This window comes from Salinivibrio sp. IB643, assembly GCF_001996105.1.
Classification (GTDB): domain Bacteria; phylum Pseudomonadota; class Gammaproteobacteria; order Enterobacterales; family Vibrionaceae; genus Salinivibrio; species Salinivibrio costicola.
Genome location: NZ_MUFF01000016.1, coordinates 34,692 through 58,510 on the forward strand (window position 1 = coordinate 34,692; position 23,819 = coordinate 58,510).

Here is a 23,819-nt window from a genome sequence, read left to right on the forward strand (position 1 = left end):
CAGATTCACTGTGTGGCGTTCTATGTGGCACGATTTTTTCGCGCGTAAACGATTAACCAGCCATGGTTAGCGTCACAAATAGACCCGCAATTGTTGCCGCCATCAGGTTAGACAAGGTACCAGCAACCACCGCTTTGACACCAAAGCGTGCAATCTCTGGACGACGGCTAGGCGCCAGACCACCGAGACCGCCAAGCAAAATGGCCACCGATGACAAGTTAGCAAAACCACACAATGCGAATGAGATAATCGCTTTGGTTTTCTCCGTCATCTCAACACCCGTTGCCGCAACAACTTGTGCGTTATCGCCAAGATATTGGGTGAAGTTGAGGTAAGCGACAAATTCGTTGACGACGATCTTCTGACCGATGAAAGAGCCGGCAACCACTGCTTCTTCCCATGGCACACCGATAAGGAACGCAAATGGGGCAAACAAGTAACCCAGGATCAGCTCAAGCGTAATGTCTGGATAACCAAACCAACCGCCGATACCACCTAGCATACCGTTGATAAGAGCAATCAAACCGATAAAGGCAAGTAGCATTGCACCCACGTTCAGGGCCAGTTGCATACCTGAAGAGGCACCACCAGCAGCGGCATCGATGACGTTAGCAGGCTTTTCAACGCCTTCTGCGGTGGCATCGGCCATTTGTTCAACTGGCTCTTCAGTTTCTGGCTTGATGATTTTAGCAAACAACAGACCACCAGGCGCCGCCATAAATGAAGCGGCAATCAAGTACTCAAGCGGTACACCCATTGACGCATAACCGGCCAATACACCACCGGCGACAGAGGCAAGACCACCACACATCACGGCAAACAGCTCTGATTGGGTCATGCGCGGGACAAAGGGACGAATCACGAGAGGCGCTTCTGTTTGACCCACGAAGATGTTCGCCGTCGCAGACATGGATTCGGCACGCGATGTACCCAAGGCCTTTTGCAACCCCCCACCGAGTACGTTAATCACAACCTGCATAATACCCAGGTAGTAAAGCACACTGATCAGTGATGAGAAGAATACGATAACAGGCAGAACTTTCAGTGCGAAGACGAAACCGCCACCGCCGAACAGTTCAAACATTTTGTCAGAAACCAGTCCACCAAAGATGAAGCTGATCCCTTCGTCACCATATGCGATGACGTTGGCAACGTATTGTGATGCGCCGTAAAGAATGTCACGACCCACGTCGACATACAGTACGAAAGCACCGAAAAAGAGTTGGATAGCAAATGCGCCACCCACGGTACGGAGGTTAATGGCTTTGCGATTGTCAGAAAGGAGAACAGCTATTCCTAGCAGTACAACCATCCCGATTACGCTCATCAGCAGGCTCATAGTATTGGCATCCTCAAAGTAAAAAGTTGGCGTCTCGACAGAGTGGAATTTGGCTTCCGGGGAGGGATTATACGCAGAGCAGTCACATTAAAGTAATATTCCAATCACAGTTCTCTGTAAAACTATTTTGCAATGCATCAATAAGTATGACTTTGATCTAGTTTTGTGAGCTTATACAACTGCAAACGTTTGTCTCACGCACGTTCGCGCTTAGTGAAAGCCAAACATTCTTTCAGCATTGCCTGATGTTTCGGCCACCAGGTGATCTCTATCACAGCTTTTTAACGCTGCGACCACATCGACCACCCGAGATACCTGGGCGGGTGTGTTGGGTTTTCCTTGATATCCCGCAAGTGGCATGTCAGGGGCATCGGTTTCCAAGAGCAAATGGTTGAGCGGTAAGCGCGCGATAGCTTGACGCGTTTTATTCGCCCGCTCATAGGTGACGGTGCCCCCCACGCCAAGCATTAGCCCAGCATCAATAAATTGTTTGCCTTGTTGCTCGCTACCGCTAAACGCATGCAGCACACCGCGCACGCCAGGATACGCTTTCACCAGTCGCAGCAAGTCGTTATGAGATTGACGGCTATGCAAAATAATGGGCAAGTCATAACGGCGCGCAAGCCATAACTGACCATCAAGTAAGGCGTGCTGACGCTGCTTCATCTCTGGGGTGTGCGCGACAAAATAATCCAGACCGGCTTCGCCGACCGCCACGCAGGACAATGGCCGTGATACCAGCGCATCTTTTAATACGGCGAGGCTGTTGTCTGTGTGCATATCGATAAAACATGGATGTAACCCCAAGCCAGCATACATCTCAGTAAAACGTTCCGTCAGCGCTAATACCGCCGGCCAGTTTTGTTCATTGACACTTGGTACCACCATGCGCGTAACGCCAACCTCACGCGCCGCTTGCCAGTACTCATCCGGCGCCTGATTAAAAGGGGAGAAATCGAAGTGACAATGGGTATCAATCATGCTTTAACCGCCAAAACCACCTTCATCATCGCTGTCCTCTCGAGAGTAGAATGCCGTCTCTATATAGACGGCATTATAGAAGGTTTACCCCTCATTCACAGTGGGACAAGACACTTTGCCTACCTCACTGCGATGTCTTTGACATACGCCAAGATCACTTAGTGCTCACGGGTGGCTCTAAGATCAATGTCTGGGAAACGCTCTTGCGTCAGGTTGAGGTTGACCATCGTCGGCGCGATATAGGTCAGGTTATCGCCGCCATCCAGCGCGAGATTAGCTTGATTTTTGCGCTGGAATTCATCCAGCTTCTTCTCATCCTTACACTCAACCCAACGCGCGGTGGCGACATTGATCGGCTCGTAGAGTGCGTCAACGTTATACTCGGCTTTCAAGCGCGCCACCACCATATCAAACTGCAGGACACCGACCGCGCCAACAATGAGATCGTTCGACTGCATCGGGCGGAATACCTGTACTGCGCCCTCTTCAGATAACTGAATGAGGCCTTTCAATAGTTGCTTTTGACGCAATGGATCTTTGAGACGAATGCGACGGAATAGCTCAGGCGCAAAGTTCGGGATCCCGGCAAATTTAAGATCTTCTCCTTGGGTAAAGGTATCGCCAATCTGAATGGTGCCATGGTTATGCAGGCCAATAATATCGCCGGCAAACGCATCTTCAGCCCGTGACCGATCCCCTGCCATAAAGGTCACCGCATCAGAAATATTGATTTGTTTGCCTAAACGTACATGGCGCAGCTTCATTCCCTGCTGATACTTACCGGAGACAATACGCATAAAAGCAATACGGTCACGGTGACGTGGATCCATATTGGCTTGGATTTTAAACACAAAGCCTGAGAATTTATCTTCATCGGCACTTACTTCACGATCATGAGTTGACCGCGCCATCGGCTTAGGCGCCCACTCGGTCAAGCCGTCCAGCATATGATCCACACCGAAGTTACCCAGTGCGGTACCAAAGAATACCGGCGTCAGCTCACCGCTTAAGAACAGCTCACGATCAAATTCATGCGAGGCCCCCATTACCAACTCCAGCTCGTCACGCAAATCTTGCGCTATGTCAGCGCCAATTGCATCATCCAGCTCAGGGTTTTCCAAGCCCTTGATGATACGGGCATCCTGGATTTTATGCCCCTGACCAGACTGATAGAGAATGCTTTCATCACGGTGAATGTGATAAACACCTTGGAAGCCTTTGCCGCAGCCAATTGGCCATGATACTGGCGCACAGGCAATATTGAGCTCACTTTCGACTTCATCAAGCAGCTCCATCGGATCGCGAATATCTCGATCCAATTTGTTCATAAAGGTGATGATCGGCGTGTCACGAAGGCGAGTCACTTCCATCAGCTTACGGGTCCGGTCCTCAACCCCTTTCGCGGCATCAATCACCATCAAACAAGAGTCAACCGCCGTCAATGTTCGATAGGTATCCTCCGAGAAATCCTCGTGCCCTGGGGTATCAAGCAGGTTTACCAAGCAGTTGTTGTAAGGAAATTGCATCACCGAGGTGGTCACCGAGATCCCACGCTCTTTTTCCATGTCCATCCAATCTGACTTGGCATGCTGGTTAGAGCCGCGCCCTTTGACCGTACCGGCTGTTTGAATCAAACGTCCGAACAACAGCACTTTTTCAGTAATGGTAGTTTTACCCGCATCCGGGTGGGAGATAATTGCAAAGGTGCGTCGTTTATCAACTTCCTGTTGCAGCGGTGTATTTGACATAGCAGGTTATCTTCTTGTTTGATTCAGGCGGCAATCGAGCGCCAACTGAGGAAGTAAATCACAAAGGTGGCGTATTTTCGCTGATCTTGTAGCCAGCTTCAATTCACAAATCTGACTTGGCACGGTTATCTGCACACGTTAGGGTCAAGTTTGCTTGCCAAATCCATCACAAATGTCGTCAATTGACGGCCCTGTGGTGTCGTTATTGGTGAAGCACGTGTATAATTAGTGCCACTTTCAGCTGTAAAACAGTCAACAACGTCGACCATTAGGTCGCGACTATTGACAGCATACTGCCCATCAAGATCAACCATCCGCGCAGCGTGCTTTCATTAGTCGCGATGGTGAACAGCTGAAAGCCGACAATTAGTGAGATAAATCAAAGGGTTTATCCCTCAGCAACAAGGAAATAATCTGTGAATCCAATCGTAAAAACATTCCAATACGGCAATCATACTGTGACATTGGAAACGGGCGTCATGGCACGCCAAGCCAATGGTGCCGTCATGGTCAGCATGGACGATACCTCGGTATTCGTCTCTGTTGTCGGTAAAAAAGAAGCCGCCGAAGGCCAAAGCTTTTTCCCTCTAACCGTCAACTACCAAGAGCGTACGTACGCAGCAGGTAAAATCCCAGGTGGTTTCTTCAAACGCGAAGGCCGTCCATCTGAGTCAGAAACCCTCACCGCACGCTTAATTGACCGCCCAATCCGTCCGCTTTTCCCTGATTCGTTCAAAAACGAAGTACAAGTCATTGCGACGGTTGTGTCTGTTAACCCAGCCGTTAGCCCTGACATTGTCGCCATGCTGGGTACCTCTGCCGCCTTAGCGATTTCAGGCATCCCATTCAACGGCCCGATTGGCTCTGCACGCGTGGGTTATATCAACGACGAGTTGGTTCTTAACCCAAGCCCAGCGCAACTCGACGAAAGTAAACTGGACCTGGTTGTTGCAGGGACAGAAGGCGCAGTACTGATGGTTGAGTCAGAAGCTGATCGCTTGAGCGAAGAGCAAATGCTGCAAGCTGTAATGTTTGGTCACGAGCAACAGCAAACCGCGATCAACGCCATTAAAGAATTTGCCGCCGAAGTGGGAACGCCTACTTGGGATTGGCAAGCGCCAGAAGTGAACGCTGCGCTACAAACCCGTGTAGCTGAAATGGCACAAGGTCCATTGGCTCAGGCCTACCAGATCACTGAAAAAATGGCCCGTTACGAGCAAGTTGGCCAGGTGAAGCAAGACGTGGTTGCCGCTTTGCTAAGTGAAGACGAAAGCCTCAATGAACGTGAAATCCTCGGCATGCTTGGCGACCTAGAAAAAACCGTGGTTCGTGGGCGTATTATCGCCGGCGAACCGCGCATTGATGGCCGTGAAAAAGACATGGTTCGCGCCCTTGATGTCCGTACCGGCGTATTGCCACGTACACACGGCAGTGCCTTATTTACCCGTGGTGAAACGCAAGCGCTAGTAACGGCGACCTTGGGTACCCAGCGTGATGCGCAAACCATTGACTCGATCATGGGTGAGCGCCAAGAAGGCTTCATGCTGCATTACAACTTCCCTCCATACTGTGTGGGTGAAACTGGATTTGTTGGCTCACCAAAGCGCCGTGAAATTGGCCATGGCCGTCTCGCTAAACGCGGTATCGCTGCGGTGATGCCAAGCCAGGACGATTTCCCGTACACCGTCCGTGTGGTGTCTGAGATCACCGAATCTAACGGTTCGTCATCCATGGCATCTGTCTGTGGTACATCCCTTGCGCTGATGGATGCCGGTGTACCGGTGAAAAAATCCGTGGCCGGTATTGCCATGGGTCTGGTGAAAGAAGGCGACGAGTTTGTTGTTCTTTCAGACATCTTGGGTGACGAAGATCACCTCGGTGATATGGACTTTAAAGTGGCCGGTACCGACGACGGTGTGACTGCTTTGCAGATGGACATCAAAATCGAAGGGATCACCAAAGAGATCATGCAAATCGCCCTGAGCCAAGCAAAAGGCGCGCGTCTGCACATCTTGGATGTGATGGATCAAGCGATTGGTTCAGCTCGTGATGACATCTCTGAGTTTGCCCCTCGTATCCATACCATGAGCATCAATCCTGATAAGATCCGTGATGTGATTGGTAAAGGCGGCGCAGTGATCCGTCAGCTGACCGAAGAGACCGGCACCACGATCGAAATCGACGACAATGGTACGGTAAAAATTGCGGCCACCGACGGTGAAGCAGCCAAAGATGCCATTTCACGCATCGAGGCACTCACTGCAGAAGTCGAAGTGGGCCGTATCTATACCGGTAAGGTTCAGCGTATCGTTGATTTCGGTGCCTTCGTCTCTGTGATTGGCGGTAAAGATGGCCTGGTTCACATTTCTCAAATCGCCGATGAGCGTGTTGAGAAAGTGACCGATTACCTTCAAGTTGGCCAAGAAGTGGACGTCAAAGTGCTCGAGGTTGATCGCCAAGGACGCATCCGCCTAAGCATGAAAGAGGCCGCATCTGAGAAAGGCACAGACAAACCTTCAGAAGACGCCGCACCTGCGGAGCAAGCGCCAAGTACTGACGCTTAGAGTCATCGAGTTATTCATGATATAAAGGGGGCTGAGGCCCCCTTTTTTTTACACGGAGATGCGCCTTCATGACCGTTTTTTATAAACCACTGACCAATGTGGCGCTGTTATTGCTGATGATGGCGTCATTGTTGCTGGCAGGATGTAGCAGTCAGTGGACTTTCCCACCGATGGCCGTTCCCTTGCAGCCAACACTGCAACAGGAAGTCCATTTGGCACGCATCGATCAATTACTCGCACGAAAGGATTTAAGCGACGAGGCACGTGCGCAACTGCATTATGAACGTGGATTAATGCACGATAATCTTGGCATGCGCGACTTAGCACGATTAGATTTCAACCAATCTTTATCTTTAAAGCCTGACCAACCCAATGTATTCAATATTCTCGGTGTCTATTTTACTCAAAATGGCCATTACGATGCGGCTTACGAAGCGTTTGACTCAACGTTAGAGCTTGATGATAGCCATAGTTATGCCGAACGTAACCGCGGTATTGCCCTGTATTATGGCGGGCGCTATCGTCTGGCCTATCAAGACTTACTTAATCACTACCAAGAAGATCGCGACGACCCTTATCGCCTGATTTGGCTTTATTTAGTGGAGCGCGATTGGCAAGGTGAATCCCAAGCTCAACAAGCCTTGTTAACCCGCAAAGCAAACGCCGAGACAACCGGCTGGGGCTGGCAACTGGTAGACATGTATCTGGGGGTGATCAGCGAACGCGAGTTGCTTGAACAATTAGCCGCTCAGGGCAAAGATAACCAACAATTAGCAGAGCGCCTGTGTGAAGCGTATTTTTATCTCGCCAAACGGTACCAATATCAAGGCGATAACGATCGCGCTGTCGCGCTTTATAAGCTCGCCATGTCAGGTAATGTCTATCAATTTGTTGAGCATCGTTACGCGCTACTTGAACTCAACCGCCTGGCTTACCGTCAGCCATAGCCCATGCTTGCGACCCATATACCACACTAAAAAGAGCAAGGTTTTCCTGCTCTTTTTTATTTTCACTGACACATAATCATCACGGGTGGGTGGGCGCTAATAGCTGTGGCGGTTGATTTTGCGGCTTATTTTTATGTAGCAATTGTTCAAACTCTCGCTTCGGCATCGGAGAGTGAAAGTAATAGCCTTGAATGGTGTCGCAATGTAAGTTGGTCAACATCGATGCTTGCTGGCGAGTTTCGACGCCCTCAGCCACCACCGTCATCTCCATCGCTCGCCCAAGGTGGATAATACTTTCCACCAGCGTCACCTGCTTACTGAGCGCATCCATCTCATGGATAAAGGCGCGATCGATTTTGAGCTCATCAAGCGGAAAGCGCGCGAGATAGGACAACGACGAGTACCCTGTCCCGAAATCATCAATCGATAACGCAAACCCTAATGATTTAATCGCATTCAGCATGGTCAGCGCGTGCTCATCATTTCTCATTACCGCGCTTTCGGTAAGTTCAAAGGTAATATCTTCAGGATTGGCGCCGGTTGCTTTTAATAGCTTTTCCATATGTTCAATTAACTTAGGGCTACTAAATTGCTCTGGCGATAAATTGATCGCGACCCGGCCCGGTAATAATCCTTGTTGCCGCCAACGATGAACATTTTGAAACACTTCCCGCATCACATGGCGCCCAAGCGCCTCTATCAAGCCGCAGCGCTCAGCCACAGGGATAAAACGCCCTGGACTGATGTAACCTTCCACTGGATGCTTCCAGCGCACCAAAGCCTCTGCGCCATTGATACGAAAATCACCCGCATTCACTTTGGGCTGATACCAGACTTCTAGGCTTTTGCTTTGCAACGCTTTTTGCAGCTCAATTTCCAGCCACAGACGCATCCGCGCTTCTTTGCTCATACTGTTGTTATACTCAACCACACGGTTTCGGCCTTGCTCTTTCGCCTCATGCATTGCCGTGTCGGCATTTTGCAGTAATTGTCTGGCATCTTTACCGTCTTCAGGGTAGCGCACCATCCCCAAGGAACAGGCCAAATATTTGCTAAAGTAGTGCAGTTCAAAAGGCTGGCTAATCGCGCCAACAACCTTGTCAGCTAACTGCTCGACCATGTCTTCAGTGGCAGGTTTGGGTAGGATCACCGCAAATTCATCGCCCCCCAAATGACCAATAATGGTGTCGGCGGAAAGCAGTGCGCGTAAACGTTGTGCGATATCTTGCAACACCCGATCACCCACGTGGTGGCCTAGCGAGTCATTGATGTTTTTAAAATTATCCACGTCAAGATATAACATGGCTAAAGGCGTCTGCGCACGGATCAGTTTATCCAGTTCACTGCTAAAGCCATAGCGATTATACAATCCTGTCAAGGCATCAATATTGGCCCATTGCGGCTCGCCCACTTTGCTTATTTCATCGTGCTGTGCGGGTTGCAGCCGCTTCACCTCTGTATAAGGTGCGTGTAAGCGCAACATAGTGGCTTGTTTACCTAATACCTGAATCGGCGACTGAGAAAGGCGCACAGACGCACCTTTTTTACTACTCAATGCGTCAATGCACTCGCGATCATTGGCACTCGCTAAGCGCTCTATCACCGAATGGTTTTGATCGGCAAGCGCTAAATAATTCGCCACCGGCTCACCGAGCAAGTCGTCTGCGGATGCCACCCCTAGCAAGGTCGCTGCAGCAGGGTTCGCGGAGAGAATACAACCGTCCTCCACCAGGCAACAGCCATCGTCGATCAATGAACTTAAACGATGATATTTTTCATCCGCTTCTTCCAGCGCACTGGCTAAAATTTGACGTTCCGAGGTGTCAACTGCATGGAAAATAACACAAGGCTGTCCTTGCTCATCCTTATAGTTTTTAAGCGGTGCCACACTGAAATGAAAGCTTGAGCTATGATACTCATCCGCAATCACCACTTCTCCTTCCACGCCATCCCCGCGTCTTGCTTTCTCATAATGCGGTTTTACCGCTTGATAAAACGCCTCGCCTAGCGTGTCTTTGTCACAAAGCCCCTTCAACGAGACAGAGGAAAGACCCGCCAACTCACAATAGCGCGGGTTAGCGTACACGTAGCGATCGGTACTATCTAGAATGGCAAAAAGGAACGGACTGTTATCGGTTAAGCAGTAAAACCAATCATTTAACGACGATATTGGCATGGGGGCTCACATTGGGTAATCACGCTCGATTACATCATCATCGAGACAAGCGTCTCATATATTAGACACTTTTAACTTCATTGTCAGTAGCACTTTATGAGGCACACGTCATAGGTTCAAGCTTTTCTCACTATATACCGCACATTTATCGGTAAAAAGAGAAAAGGCACTCAAAATCAGTAAAAAAGCGAGAGTGTGTTGCCAAACTGCACAATTTGGCGGCTATTTATGCATTTAGCTGCGTAACAATCTGTGCGAGACTCACTGTCACTCTTGCACCGGATCGGGAATCGGTTATCCTGACCACAACATTTACTCACCGCTGTATGTCTTATGCTTATTCGCTCAGAAGCGCCCGCCGACTTGGTTAAACTGGATCGTTGGTGGCGCGACGATATCACGCGTCCTTATCAAGCCGACCAACTCAAGCAATGGCGTGAAGCCGGGCTTATTTCTCTGTCGTTGCTCGCGACCAGCGATATGGGAGAGGTACAGGGCCATATTGTAGTGATTGATGCGCAAATGGATAACAACAGCCAAGAAATCGCGTTATGGCACAGTCCAGATCCCGACCTTTTAATGCCACTCTTGGACGAAGCGGAATCCACCCTCTTTGAGTTTGGCTATACCCGGCTTAAAATAATGCCCAGTGCTGAGGCAGCGCGCGCTGAGTTTGCCCCGATACAGACCAACGATACCTGGTGGTATAAGCAATTAGCCGCCGCGACCGCTTAATACGGATGCCAAAACGATGTTAACCGACATTCAACGTTTACAAGCGATGGGCCTCGACGTCTGGCAGTTACGTCATCCAGCCATTTATAACCAAACGCACGAAGTTATCCAGTTACCAGACGCCTGCCAATTATTGCTGGTCTGTGATACGCCGCTCAGTGAAAAAGATGCGTGGTTGTTCGGCAATATACTCAAGAGCATGAAATTGCACCCCGAGCAGGCGCGTCAATTACCGCATGCAGCGTTGTCGGCACTGGGTGAACATCGCTTAACCTGGTGCTGGTATATTGACACACCGGATGTAATTATTGATGGCGTACGACGTTTAGATTCGATTCCCTTAGCGCAGATGCACGACAACCCAACCGCCAAACGCGATCTGTGGCGGCAGATTTGCCAATATGACTGATTATTATCTTTGTCCGCTGGCGCACGATGACATCACAGCCATCAGCGCAATCGAGCAGCGCGCCCACAGTTCACCCTGGTCAGGTATCCAACTGGCGGCGCCAACTGGCCGTTTTGACCACGCGTATGGGCTTCATTTAATGCAGCCACACCCATTACTGATTGGGTATTTTTACGCGCGCTGTGTCGCCGGGGAGGGAGAATTATTGAACATTGCGATTGAGCCCACCTATCAAGGGCAAGGATGGGGAAGTATTTTACTTGAGGCGATGATCAAACGCCTGAATGAAGCCGGTGCGGAGAGTATCTGGCTGGAGGTACGCGAAAGCAACATCGCGGCGCAAGTCTTGTATCAAAAATATGGCTTTAAGCCCGTCAGCCGCCGAAAACACTATTATGCGTGTGCCGACGGTCGACGAGAAGATGCGTGGGTGATGCAAAAAGTAGCCGACTGAAACTAAGGCTGCTCACCACTATCTAACCTGATCGGTGGCATAATATAGCCTTGATAGCCCTGACAACCTAACTGATGAAAATACTGGTGCTGCTCTGATTGTTCAATCCCGGTGGCAATGACAGTGATCTCTCGTCCCAGCGCAATATTGACTAGCATGCGAATGAATACATCATCCACATCGCTCGACTGCTGACCAAACCCGATATCCAATTTGACATAATCAGGCTCGATATTTTTGATGTAGTCGACGTTATCCATATTACGGCCAAAGTGATCAACCCCAACGGCAAATCCTTGACCACGGATTAAACGAAACAATACTTTGCAAGCTTCTGGATCAGCATGTACCGCTTTTTCTGACACTTCAAACGCCAGTTTATCGGCGAGATGGGTTTTGAGTAAAAAGTGACTTAACCAACCATAGAATGTTTGGCTTTGGACACTTTCGATGGTGAGATTGATCGCAAGCTTGTCACTGTGAGGATTTTTATTGAGGTAGTCACTCACCCTATTTAACACGTGAATATCAAACTCTTCGCCTAATGCATACATCTCAATACGGTTGAGCAACTGACCCGCAGATAGCCAGCTATCGTCCACCCAAAGGTGTGCGTACACCTCTTGATGCCAATTATATTGATTATCACGATGACGAACCGGTTGGGCATAAAGCGCTAATGGATTTTTGTGCAACGCATCAAGCAAAACATGCCGCCATTGCTCTCGGGTCCGGCTATCAACTTGTTCATCCGTTGGCCAAAAGTAAACCTCGTTTTGGCGCTTCGCGTGTTGTAATGCATTATCCGCTTTCGTCATCAGGCTCACCGTCTCGTCGGTACGCGTTTGCGCAATACCTAAGTGAAAGCCTTGATTGACCGGTAGCGAGATATTCTCTAGCTCTTGATTGATCACCCGTAATAACTGGCGTAAGTAACGCCGTAATGCTTTCTCTTCATCGGTAACCAGTAAGATCGCGATTTCATTATGACTCAACCTTGCCACGACTTGATGCGTGCTGGCTAAGCTCTCTTGCGTTAACGCTTCTCCTAGTAATCGCCAACATTGATCCCGGTATTGATATCCATAGCGAGCGCGTAAACGTGATAACCAATCCGCCTCTAACAGAATTAAGCTGCAACCGACTTCATCGTTGATAAAGCTTTGCAGCTGGTGCTGAAAATAGCCACGGTTCGGTAAGCGTGATACCGGATCAACCATGAGTTTATCGCGCAAGCGTGCCAATTCGTCTTGTTGTGATTGCTGCATCCGTGCGACTTGTTGCCCAGCAAGATTAAAGGCGTTTTGCAGTGCCGATAAATCACTCACACTGGTTGCCACTTGCGTCGGATGAAAATCACCATGTCCTAACGACGTCAGTCGCTGACTGAGCTCCCCCAGAGGGACGGTAACACGACGGAACATAAAAGACGCGGCGACAATAACGGCCACACCCGCAGCCAATAACCAACCGACTAATCGCACCAGTCGTTGCCATAACTCAGCAATATCTTGATGAGGATCGAACGTCATGGTCAGCTTCGCTAACTGTGTCCAGCCGTTGCTCACCGAAACAGATCGGGTACGGGTTGTGAGCCCCGTCAGTTGTATAAACCACCCCGGTGCATCCAGAGTCGGAGAGTCGGACTCCCACACTTGACGATCTCCCGAGAGCATCGGCTTGACAACAATCCTCTCCACCTGAGGCATGGTAATAAAGTGGGAAACCAGTTTATTGAGCCTTTGCGTGTCGCCCTGTTCAAGTACCACAGGTAACGCCTCTGCGAGTGACTGGCTTGATAAGCGTGAGTGTTGCTGCTGCTCTAGGTCTATCTGTTGTACGCCAAAATGAAAGACCACTGCCGTGGTCATCAAAAGGATGACCACGGCAGTGGTTACGACAAACGAGAGCACACGTTGATGGAGCGTCATTCCACGCCTCTTTTTATGTCTAGGTTATCGCGCTGAACTATTGCTCTTCTGACGAGTATATAGTCCATCGTTTCTCTGTTATCCCATGCTCGCCTGACACAGACGCTACCACACGACGATTCTGTTCATTCGCTCGATCACTCTCGTCATCAATCAACGGTTGGGTTTCCCCAAACCCTTGGACATCCACACGATTTTTTTCAATATAAAACTGTGTCACTAGCACATTGGCAATAGCTTCCGCCCGTCGCTGAGACAGCGCCATGTTGTATTCTGCATTGCCCACTTTACTCGCATGACCCTCTATCGTCACCCTGGCTTTGGGGTAACGGCGCATAAAGTCCGCAAGGCTTCGAATATCCGAATACTGATCTTCACGAACCTGGGCAGCCCCAGTGGCAAACTGAACGTTGAGTTCAGACGCCTCTTGTTCGATACGCTCACTTGGGCACCCCTCATTGTTCACCTTGGCTTGTGCAACGCTATCACCACATTGATCGCGAGCGGCAATCACGCCGTCTTTATCGCTATCCGTTAAATCACGACCTTGCGTCACCGTGTCTTCCATGGGTTGAACAGTTTGTGGGGCACAACCACCAAGCAATAGCCCAGTGATTAAAACGATGGCTAGCTGTTTCATTGTTCACGCTCCTGCCCCGTTAAAGACTCTGTATCCCAACTTGCAGGCATATCGACCCGCAGCGATGCGAGCAGCTGCCCAGTAGCGTTTAATATTCGATATTGTGCATACCGCTCATCGGCTTCTTTACTTAGGTATTCACGGCGTGTTTCAAACAATTCATTTTGCGAGTCCAATACATCCAAAAGCGTCCGCGCATTGAGGCGAAACTCTTCGCGATAGGCATCTCGGGTATCGGTAGCGGCTTCGACATGTTGGCGCATAAAGTCACGCTGCTGTTCAAGATAGGTTCGCGCGTTCCAGGCTAAAGTGGCCCCTTCAACCACTTGGCGATGGGTCATCTCATTAACTTCTCGCGCCTCGATGGTTTGATAAGCCGTTTGTCGCTCTCGGGCACGATCGGCACCACCATTAAATAAGTTGTAGCGCATGCGTACCATGGCTTGGATATTATTATTCTCGCCACCGACATCTGGCGGACCCGCACCGTCTTCGCCACCAATGTTTTCGTTCCAATTAGCATCGACTTCTACGTTGATGGTCGGTAAATACGCGGCACGAGAGCCATCACGGGCCGCATTCGCCGCCGCAATATCTGCTTGTGCGGATTGCAAACGCGGATGGTTATCTAACGCCATATCCAAGGTAGTATCCAGCGACTGAGGCAACATCGCGGCATCGGGTCTAGGTAAGTGTAAGTCCTCAGGTGCGATACCGACGACCTTCATAAAGGCACTACGGGCATCGGCGAGGTTATTGCGCGCCGACATTAAGTTTGCGTTCGCACGCGCTAAGCGTCCTGTCACCTGAGACAAGTCGCTGGCTTTGGCAAATCCACCTTGATTGCTTTCTTCAATCGCATCGTAGATTTCCTGGTGGTTATCTAGGTTTTTTTCTGCCAGGATCACAATTTCTTCAGCTACGAGCACATCCAGATAAATGCGTGACACTTCCAACGCTTTATCTTCTGCGGTGGCAATCAAGCCCCACTGCTCGGCCGTGGCTTCGTTTTGTGTCCGCGCCACTTCATGTTGGGTACCAAAGCCATCAAAAAGCATTTGGCGTAATGATAACCCAAGCTCACGACGAGTTAGGTCTACTTCATCATCCGTGCTGGTATCACGGCGAGTGCCTGGTGAGTCCGTCCACTCCTGCCCCACACCAGCGGTCGCATCCAGTGTGGGATAATAACCAGCTTTGGCTTGGTCTATAGATTGCTCACGCGCTTTATAGCGCGCAAAGGCTTCACGTATTTGTGGATGTGACTCGAGTGAGCGAGCCACCGCTTGCTCTAAGGTTTGCGACATGGCTGCAGGCGAGCTTAAGCTCATTGCCAGGATAAGCGTCGCAACACGCTTTTTTTTGACTACATGCGAGAAATTCAGCACGTTATTGCTCCTATTAGTCTATTCCTCAGCGCTCACGTAATGCGTTTTCTTTTGCTCGTAAAATAGGATTGAGTATGTATTCCAGTACTGTTCGCTTGCCGGTTATAATATCAACCGAGGTCAGCATGCCAGGAATAATCGGCATCGGTGTGCCATCCTCCCTAGTTAAGTGTGATGATTCCGTTCTAATCCGTACTAAATAAAAGCTATTACCTTCTTCATCCTGCGTCGTATCGGCACTGATGTGCTCGACGGTGCCGTCCAGGCCGCCGTAACGGGTGAAGTCATAGGCTGTCACCTTCACAACGGCAGGTAAACCCGGATGTAAAAACGCTATGTCCTTTGGCAAAATCTTCACTTCGACGAGCAGCTGATCTTCTGTCGGCACAATTTCTATCACATCTTCCCCGGGGCCCACGACACCACCCAATGTGTTGATGTGCACCGTTTTCACCGTGCCATCGACAGGTGAAGTAATCACGGCTTTGTTCACTTTGTCTTGTGCCCCGACGGTCGCCTCTGTGAGTCGAGACAGCCGTGCCTCGCTTTCACTCAGCTTGGCCCGTGTCTCACCAATAAACTGCAAAGCAGCCTCACGGCGTTTTAAGATAGATTCATCTAACGCTGCTTTAATTTTAGGCCGTGACAGTCTTACGTTGGTCAGCTCACCCTGCATATCATTGATCTGTCTTTCCAGTTTGAGAAGCTCCACTTCTGAGACAATCTTCTTTTTCACCAAAGGACGTGTGATATTGATCTCACGATCCATTATAGACATTGAGCTCGTCAGCGTTTTTATTTTGGACGCCACTTCTTCCAGGGCTTGACGCTTCTGAACGATTTGTTGACCCTGAATCTCCAGTTGATTACGCAGACTGTCCAGTCGGCTTCGATATTCTGACTGTTGCCGTGCAATTAACTGGGGTTTACGGCTGGTGAGTGAGTCAGGAAAACTGATGGGACGCGGCACAATCTCAATCTGTTGCTGCCATGGCTGGCTAGGTGGCTGCAGAATGACACTATCAAGTTCACTGTACATGCGCGTGACCGAAGCTCGCAAACTGTCAATTTCTTGCTCTTGCTGAGCCAGATCGGAACGAAAGCGGGTGGCATCAATACGCGCGAGAGGCATCCCTTTTTCAACCAATTGCCCTTCATCAACATACATCGCCTGCAAAATGCCACCATCTAGGCTTTGGATCAGCTGGACATGAGAAGGAGGAATGACTTTACCACTGCCCCGAGTGACCCGATCCAGCTCCGCCACCGCGGCCCATACAATAAAGCTTGCAATCAGCAGCAAGGCAACCCAAACCACCGCACGGTACTTGAGCGGGGTATCTGTCATCATCGCGCCATAAACATCGTCAATCATGTCGAGATCAGCGGGTTGGCTGGCCTTTTTAACGACCTTGCTCATGACGCATTTCCTTTGTTGAGCTTACTGAGGACTTTATCGCGCGGACCATCCATCACAATGCGTCCTTTGTCCATCACAATCACCCGCTGCGCGAGGTTGAGCAGTGACATGTTATGGGTCACCATCACCAGTGTTCGTGATTTGGCCGCCACTTCCATGGCTTTGATAAATTGGTTTTCGGCATGCGCGTCTAAACTGGCCGTCGGTTCATCCATCACCAACACAGGCGGCTCATTAAGCAACGCCCGTGCTAAAGACACCGCTTGCCTCTGACCGCGAGAAAGGCGTTCGCCACGCTCTCCCACCTGTTTATCTAGGCCTTCGTGGTCTTGCGCGGTAAACAAACTCACGCCTGACAGCTGCACGGCGCGCATCAGCTGGTGCTCAGTGACTTSGCGCGTACCAAACATAATATTTTCGCGAATAGTGCCATGAAACAGCGTCACATCTTGTGCCAAATAGCCCACGTTGCGACGCAAATCTGAAGGATGGATTTGACGGCTATCGACGCCATCAAACCGTAAACTGCCTTGGTTGGGCTGAAAAAGGCCGGCTAACAGTTTGAGTAACGTGGTTTTACCCGAGCCATTTTTACCTAAGATGGCGATTACTTCACCCGGCTGAACGCGAAAATTCAATGGATAAAGCGCCGGTTTTTCCGTCTCTGGATAATTAAAGGCCAAGTTATCGGCACTGAGTTCACCTTTAAGGCGTTTACGACTGACAAGGTGCCCTTTATCAGCAAACTCATCCTCTTGCTCCATCATCGCATTCAGTTGGCGCAGCGAGGTGCTGGTTTGATTCCAACGATTGAGCAAACTCGCCATTTGCGCCATCGGTGACACCGCGCGACTAGAAAGCATCACTGCCGCGATGATCCCGCCCATGGAAATGTCGCCATCCGCCACCCGGTATACCCCCAGGATCACCACGGCAATCGCCATCATCTGGGTGATGAAGGTGGCAATGTAAGAAACATTGTTGGTGATTTGTTTGACTTTAAAGTTCCAATTCGCCGTATGCGCGGTCATTTGTTGCCAGCTACGCTGTACAATCCCTTCCGCCCCACTGGCTTTTACGCCCTCAAGTGCCGAGAGGCTCTCGATCAAGTGACCATGGCGCTCGGAGGCGTACTTGTTACTCTCTTCAATAGCGGCACGCAGTTTGGGCTGCACGGAAATGGTATAACCCAAAATCAATAAACCAGCTACAACCGGGACGATCGCGAGATCCCCGGCCACCAGATAGATAATAGCGACAAAGAAAACGGCAAACGGCAAATCAACCAAGGTGGTGATAGTCGCCGAGGTGAGCATGTCTCGCACAGAGTCGAACTCACCCAACTGTTTGGCCGTGGCCCCCACACTGCCGCCACGATTGGCCAGCGGCGTACCCATCAACCGTGCAAACAGTCGAGACGAAACAATAATATCGACTTTCTTCCCGGCCATATCAATCATGTAGGAGCGCAACTTGCGCATGATAAAGTCAAAGCAGTAGGCCAAGGTGGCGCCGCTAGCTAACACCCACAAGGATTCAAACGCCAAATTAGGAACGATCTTGTCATAGACGTTCATTACGAACAGCGGCGACACTAAAGCAAAGAGGTTCACCAACACGGAGGCGAGCAACGCATCGCGATAAATAGGCGCAGCGTCTTTGACCGTTTGCCAAAACCAGTGGATTTTATTGTCGTGCAGGTGTAAATCGACTGATTGATCGCCGCGGTACTGGCGCTTGATCAAAAAGCAATACCCGACATACGTCGCCTCAAGGGCTTCAAGCTGCATGGTTTGTTCGCCACCATTTTCTGGAAGCTGAATTAATGCAGTACCGGCTTGATTATCGATCTCACGTAATACACAGGCTTTTTGATCGGCGAGCAAGAGCACACAGGGTAAGAGCAGTGGCCCCAAATTATCCAAATTGCGGCGTGATAGGCGCGCGGCTAAACCGGCACGTCCTGCCGCTTGTGGAAACATATCAGGCGTGAGTAGCGCATTGGTCATTGGCAGACCTGCGACGAGCGCATCACCCGAGCAGGGTGTACCATAGTGTTCGGTCAGCAATACCAAACAATCTAGCAAGGGATCGTCGGTAGGCTGCTCACCCGCGGCTATCTTCCATTGCATGGATTGATTATTATTTGATTGGTCAGTCACTTACATCTCTCTTTTGACCGAAAAATAGCAGGCAGCAACATCATAGCCGCTGCCTGAGGGAGATTACCAGTCTGTATCGACGTCGATTTCTAAGTCTTGGCCATCTCCTACTGAAAGTTCAGTATTATTACCATCTTGCGTCAATCTTAGCTCCCCTTCTTGGCTACCAATCAAGGTATTGATCACCACTTCTTGCTGACCGCCGTTGGTAACGACGCTCAAGCTTTCAATGTCAATCTGCTGATCCATTTGGCTATCACCATCGGCATCAAGGCCAATCGTCAAGGTGCCCTCAGCCTCATCACTGTCAGTGGTTTGCCATGAAATAGATACCTGCCCATCTTTAATGAGCTGGGTTAAATCCTCGACAAACGCGAGGGTGTCCTGCGTGTCACCTTGGTTGTCAAAATCGACAATGACATCGGTTTCAGTCCCATCGGCAGACGATGGCATATCATCCAACGACCACTGGAATTTATCGCTACCGGTTCCACCAATTAAGGTGTCTTCACCTCGTCCACCAATAAGAGTGTCATCACCTCGGCCACCACTGAGGGTGTCATCACCGCCTTGACCATAGAGGATGTCATTACCTTCTCCCCCCTCTAGGGTATCGTCGCCACCGCGGGTATCCCCTTCGACATTAAACAACGCGTGGTTGTCCTTAATGTACTGATACAGCTCGATATCGGATGGCGCTGCGCCATTTTTCATTTCAAGGAATGTGGTTAACGCGTCCACGCCCGATCCATCTGGTAGCGACTCAGGCCGTGTCAGACCATTTTCATCCCAAGGCAGATTGTCAGTGTTAATGGTATCGCCAAAGAGTATGTCGTCACCGGCATTACCTATTACCCCATCATCGCCAACAGGGAGTACGTTGATCTCTCTGACGCCTTCATCCAGTGCCGTATTCAGATCATTGGCTGTATTAACGATTTCAACATCCCCAGTTGGCGCACTAACACTTCCCCAGTAGTCGCTCCACGTTCTTGAGCCAGACACATTGGTGTTATCAAAAAACCTAAGGATATCAGCATTCACTCCGTTTCCAACGCCGATAGCATGAACAGAAGAGCTCTCAGCAAGTGACTCATATGCTCTAATCGAATCCCTTAGTTCAAAAGACTGAGTCGTATTTCCCCAGTAATTGCTATTATTCGAGACAGTTGGATTACCATCAGTTAGGAAGAAAGATAAGTTTTCACTGTTTGTGTCCGAGTGCGTATTTAGCCATGAAGACGCCTGATTAAAGGCCGCTTCGTAGTTAGTTCCCCCACTAGCTTGAAGAGAGTCAATAACATAATCAACATATCTATCATGCTCCCATTCACTTAACTGGGTAAAGTTATCAAGGTTGATGCTTAAGCTCGCTGAGGAGTTAAAGTCTACCAACGCCAGATTGATCGTGCCTGGATGATCAGAAATATTCTCCAACATCGACTTCAACGAGGTTTTCAACACATCGAGTCTCGACTCAGAACTTCCCGGCTCTAGTGATTCCCCCATACTGCCTGATGTATCAACAATCAACGCGATATTGTAGTTTGTTGGCTCGGTTGAGTTAACTTCTACCCCACCAATATCACCGAGCAGCACGTCATCGCCTGAGCCACCCTCAACCGTGTTATCACCATTAGGATCACTCGATGGCAGCACAGTTGTGCCTGGTTGCGCTGTTGCATATTCACGCAAGTCAACAGGATCGCCGTTTTCATCGACTTCAGCCGCACCGACGGTCACGGATAAATCAGGAGCACTTCCCTCTGGTAATTCAAGCGTGACAGAGAAACCAGCATCTGAGCCTGGGTTTGGCTGCAGTGCATCAATCGGCACTTGCCAGTCACCTAAATCAAGCTGCTCACCATCTGGTACGCTGCCCCCTTCAGGAATGCCCGATATAATTACTGATGTGATTTGCTCAGAGCCGTCGTTATCGTTCAACGTAACGTCAACGTCCAGCTGGACAATATCCGCAACTTTGGTCAGCTCGCCGTTATCTACTTGATATTTACCATCGGCAAAGTAGATGGTTTCGATATTATAGAAAGCATGCGGTACGTGATAGGCAACTTCATCATGGCCTGCTTGATGATATAAACCAACTGCACTATCTGCACCTTGTTGATTCTCTAATTGCTCTAGGTCGCCATAATCACTGCGATTACCTTGTAGATAAACCGTATCTTCGCCACTACCACCATAATACGCGGTAGTCGCATCAGCTTGTTGTGATATAAAGGTAATATCCTCAGTCCCTCTGCTATCACCTAATCGATATGGTACGATCGATGTACCGCCAATAAGCAAAGGCTTTCCGGTATCAGTTGTCGTTTCAGTGACTTGATCTAATTTCGGATTCTCTTGTTTAACATGCGCTATTAATTCATCGGCTGGATGCGAACCGCCGGCAAATTCAGACAAGGAAGCCGAGACCGTTAGTCCATCAGAAGCAAGGTAGTCGGCGTTGTTGCTCACGTGACCCGTATTCCCTGCTTTGTCGGTCACCGTCATGGTCACGGTCAGCTCGCCATCGGCCAGGCCGCTCAGGTCTTGGCCTGTGACCGTTACCTTGCCATTACCATCCACGTTAATGTCACCACTGTCGACAGTGATGCTTCGACCTGAATTGGTGTCATTAATATCTATGCCACCAATCGACCCAATGCTGCCGCTGCCTCCAGCACTATTAGTGATCACAATACTGTCAACCGTTGCTCCCTTTTCTACTTGACCACTGAGCGTCACAGCGTTGTGAACTGCACTATTAACGACATCATCATCGAACGTGATGCTATTCGAGCCATCATTTTGCTCTGGGGCTGTCGTATCGACTACTCCCCCCGGGTGCCACATCCATTGATGCGGACTAACATTGCCGTTTTCGTCTTGCTGATAGACACGAATATCTGACCACTCATACTCGCCTTCTGGCAGCGTGAAAGTTGTTCCCTCACCTTCAATAAAGTTACCAGTGTTACCCTCAAACGGCTTGTAATCTCCTGCATTCTCAAAGGTATAAAACCATTTATTACCTGGCTCAATGCCGCTTACAGTCACTTCACCCTGATTGGTTATCCTATCATGGTCACTGCTCCCCGTGTCTTCGATTGTCAGCGTGGGCTGCGCGGGGGCTGTTGCCTCAGCGCTGTTTCCAGCTGAATCGGTCGATACCACCACGATATCAAGCGGAAGCACTTCGCCATCAGGCAAATTGTCGCCATTCAATGTCACTTGGCCTGATTCATCAACACTGACCTTGAGGATGTCCCCATCTTTATCACGGATAGCGTCGCCATTTTGATCTTTAAACGATAGCTCTGTATTCGGCTCAGCCTCCACTTTGAGCCCAGTATTGGAGTCATTCCCCCAAATCGCCTTGATCGTCGGCGCTTGCACCTCGGTGTCTGATTCAAGGGCTGTTGCGCTCGCCTCTTCAGAGACATTACCCGCTGCATCCGTGATTTGGGCTGTGATCGTTTCTTCTGGAGCGACCTCGACATTCACTTCACCCGCGGTTCTTTCCTCAGCCGTCAAGGTGTGTGTCTCACCGTTAATGGTCAAGGTGTCCTTCGTCGNCGCTGCATCCGTGATTTGGGCTGTGATCGTTTCTTCTGGAGCGACCTCGACATTCACTTCACCCGCGGTTCTTTCCTCAGCCGTCAAGGTGTGTGTCTCACCGTTAATGGTCAAGGTGTCCTTCGTCGCGTCGAAGTCGTCTGGCAAGCTGATGCTTGCGGTGACTGTACCGTCTTCGCCAAGCTCCTCTGCGTTGTACACGCCGTCTTCGTTGGTGTCGCCTGCGATGCTGATCGTCGGCGCTTGCACCTCGGTGTCTGATTCAAGGGCTGTTGCGCTCGCCTCTTCAGAGACATTACCCGCTGCATCCGTGATTTGGGCTGTGATCGTTTCTTCTGGAGCGACCTCGACATTCACTTCACCCGCGGTTCTTTCCTCAGCCGTCAAGGTGTGTGTCTCACCGTTAATGGTCAAGGTGTCCTTCGTCGCCGCTGCATCCGTGATTTGGGCTGTGATCGTTTCTTCTGGAGCGACCTCGACATTCACTTCACCCGCGGTTCTTTCCTCAGCCGTCAAGGTGTGTGTCTCACCGTTAATGGTCAAGGTGTCCTTCGTCGCGTCGAAGTCGTCTGGCAAGCTGATGCTTGCGGTGACTGTACCGTCTTCGCCAAGCTCCTCTGCGTTGTAGATGCCATCGTTGTTCGCATCCGCCGCTTCTAGCGTGATGCTTGGCGTCGCGATAGTCGTATCAACTGTATGTGCTGATGAGCCGATGCTGTCTACCGTATTGCCCGCGTCATCCGACGAGCTCACGACCACCTCGAACTCGGTGTCCGCCGCCAGGTCGCTGCCGGCCACGTCCACGCTCCACTCGCCGTTTTCATCCACGGTGGTGGTGTAGTCTTCGCCGTTGATGGTCATCGCAACGGTATCGCCTTCGGCGATGTCGCCGCCGCTCGCGCTGCCGGTGATGCCGGCCACGTCCACGCTCCACTCGCCGTTTTCATCCACGGTGGTGGTGTAGTCTTCGCCGTTGATGGTCATCGCAACGGTATCGCCTTCGGCGATGTCGCCGCCGCTCGCGCTGCCGGTGACCGTGATGGTCTCGCCCGCTTCTTGCGCGTTGATCACGTCATCGCTGGTGATGTTGTTCACGCTGACCGTGCCGGCATCCGCGGTTTGGTCAACCGTGTGCGTGGAGGTCGCGGTGCTGTCTACCGTATTGCCCGCGTCATCCGACGAGCTCACGACCACCTCGAACTCGGTGTCCGCCGCCAGGTCGCTGCCGGCCACGTCCACGCTCCACTCGCCGTTTTCATCCACGGTGGTGGTGTAGTCTTCGCCGTTGATGGTCATCGCAACGGTATCGCCTTCGGCGATGTCGCCGCCGCTCGCGCTGCCGGTGA

The 23,819-nt window shown here is 50.4% G+C and carries 15 protein-coding genes; 5 read left to right on the forward strand and 10 right to left on the reverse strand.

Features of this window, described 5'->3' with window-relative positions:
- Positions 1-52: 52 nt before the first annotated feature.
- The 3 genes from BZG77_RS08875 to prfC form a co-directional block, all read right to left on the reverse strand.
- Entirely contained in the window at positions 53-1,339 is a 1,287-nt protein-coding gene (locus tag BZG77_RS08875; protein WP_077461821.1) for a NupC/NupG family nucleoside CNT transporter, read from the reverse strand.
- Between the two features lie 210 nt (positions 1,340-1,549).
- Positions 1,550-2,320: a TatD family hydrolase gene (locus tag BZG77_RS08880; RefSeq protein ID WP_077646971.1), complete on the reverse strand. Its 771-nt coding sequence runs from the start codon at positions 2,318-2,320 to the stop codon at positions 1,550-1,552.
- Between the two features lie 158 nt (positions 2,321-2,478).
- Complete coding sequence (gene prfC / locus BZG77_RS08885; RefSeq protein ID WP_077646972.1) at positions 2,479-4,068, reverse strand: peptide chain release factor 3; 1,590 nt, start codon at positions 4,066-4,068, stop codon at positions 2,479-2,481.
- Between the two features lie 416 nt (positions 4,069-4,484).
- On the opposite strand from prfC, the gene pnp reads away from it, so the two are divergent.
- Together pnp and nlpI are read left to right on the forward strand one after the other, a co-directional pair.
- On the forward strand, positions 4,485-6,632 hold the full coding sequence (gene pnp / locus BZG77_RS08890; RefSeq protein WP_077646973.1) for a polyribonucleotide nucleotidyltransferase: 2,148 nt from the start codon (positions 4,485-4,487) through the stop codon (positions 6,630-6,632).
- A 68-nt stretch (positions 6,633-6,700) separates the two neighbouring features.
- The gene (gene nlpI / locus BZG77_RS08895; protein WP_077646974.1) at positions 6,701-7,579 is read left to right on the forward strand and encodes a lipoprotein NlpI; all 879 of its coding nucleotides are present in this window, start codon (positions 6,701-6,703) and stop codon (positions 7,577-7,579) included.
- Positions 7,580-7,658: 79 nt separating this feature from the next.
- On the opposite strand, the gene BZG77_RS08900 is transcribed toward nlpI, so the two are convergent.
- Positions 7,659-9,755 carry a sensor domain-containing protein gene (locus tag BZG77_RS08900; RefSeq protein ID WP_077646975.1) on the reverse strand — a complete coding sequence of 699 codons (2,097 nt, stop codon included), beginning with the start codon at positions 9,753-9,755 and terminating at the stop codon, positions 7,659-7,661.
- Positions 9,756-10,088: 333 nt separating this feature from the next.
- Between BZG77_RS08900 and BZG77_RS08905 the strand changes: the two genes are divergently transcribed.
- From BZG77_RS08905 to rimI, 3 genes are read left to right on the forward strand one after another with little or no spacing between them, the layout of a single operon-like run.
- Positions 10,089-10,490 (forward strand): hypothetical protein, encoded by a 402-nt coding sequence (locus BZG77_RS08905; RefSeq protein WP_021023634.1) that lies wholly within the window; start codon positions 10,089-10,091, stop codon positions 10,488-10,490.
- 16 nt (positions 10,491-10,506) lie between these two features.
- A complete protein-coding gene (locus BZG77_RS08910; protein WP_077646976.1) occupies positions 10,507-10,899 on the forward strand; it encodes a DNA polymerase III subunit psi in 393 nt (130 codons plus the stop codon).
- Positions 10,892-11,353: a ribosomal protein S18-alanine N-acetyltransferase gene (gene rimI / locus BZG77_RS08915; RefSeq protein WP_077646977.1), complete on the forward strand. Its 462-nt coding sequence runs from the start codon at positions 10,892-10,894 to the stop codon at positions 11,351-11,353. The genes BZG77_RS08910 and rimI overlap by 8 nt, the downstream gene beginning before the upstream one ends.
- Before the next feature lie 2 nt (positions 11,354-11,355).
- Here the strand turns inward: rimI and BZG77_RS08920 are convergent, their stop codons facing one another.
- The 6 genes from BZG77_RS08920 to BZG77_RS08945 form a co-directional block, all read right to left on the reverse strand.
- On the reverse strand, positions 11,356-13,284 hold the full coding sequence (locus tag BZG77_RS08920; protein WP_077646978.1) for a bifunctional diguanylate cyclase/phosphodiesterase: 1,929 nt from the start codon (positions 13,282-13,284) through the stop codon (positions 11,356-11,358).
- A gap of 37 nt (positions 13,285-13,321) precedes the next feature.
- The gene (locus tag BZG77_RS08925; protein ID WP_077646979.1) at positions 13,322-13,924 is read right to left on the reverse strand and encodes an OmpA family protein; all 603 of its coding nucleotides are present in this window, start codon (positions 13,922-13,924) and stop codon (positions 13,322-13,324) included.
- On the reverse strand, positions 13,921-15,312 hold the full coding sequence (locus BZG77_RS08930; RefSeq protein WP_241844136.1) for a TolC family outer membrane protein: 1,392 nt from the start codon (positions 15,310-15,312) through the stop codon (positions 13,921-13,923). Before BZG77_RS08930 ends, BZG77_RS08925 begins: the two co-directional genes overlap by 4 nt.
- Before the next feature lie 25 nt (positions 15,313-15,337).
- Positions 15,338-16,732 (reverse strand): HlyD family type I secretion periplasmic adaptor subunit, encoded by a 1,395-nt coding sequence (locus BZG77_RS08935; protein ID WP_077646980.1) that lies wholly within the window; start codon positions 16,730-16,732, stop codon positions 15,338-15,340.
- The gene (locus BZG77_RS08940; RefSeq protein ID WP_077646985.1) at positions 16,729-18,864 is read right to left on the reverse strand and encodes a type I secretion system permease/ATPase; all 2,136 of its coding nucleotides are present in this window, start codon (positions 18,862-18,864) and stop codon (positions 16,729-16,731) included. The genes BZG77_RS08935 and BZG77_RS08940 overlap by 4 nt, the downstream gene beginning before the upstream one ends.
- A 93-nt stretch (positions 18,865-18,957) precedes the next feature.
- Positions 18,958-23,769: an Ig-like domain-containing protein gene (locus BZG77_RS08945; protein WP_443216238.1), complete on the reverse strand. Its 4,812-nt coding sequence runs from the start codon at positions 23,767-23,769 to the stop codon at positions 18,958-18,960.
- Between the last annotated feature and the right edge of the window lie 50 nt (positions 23,770-23,819).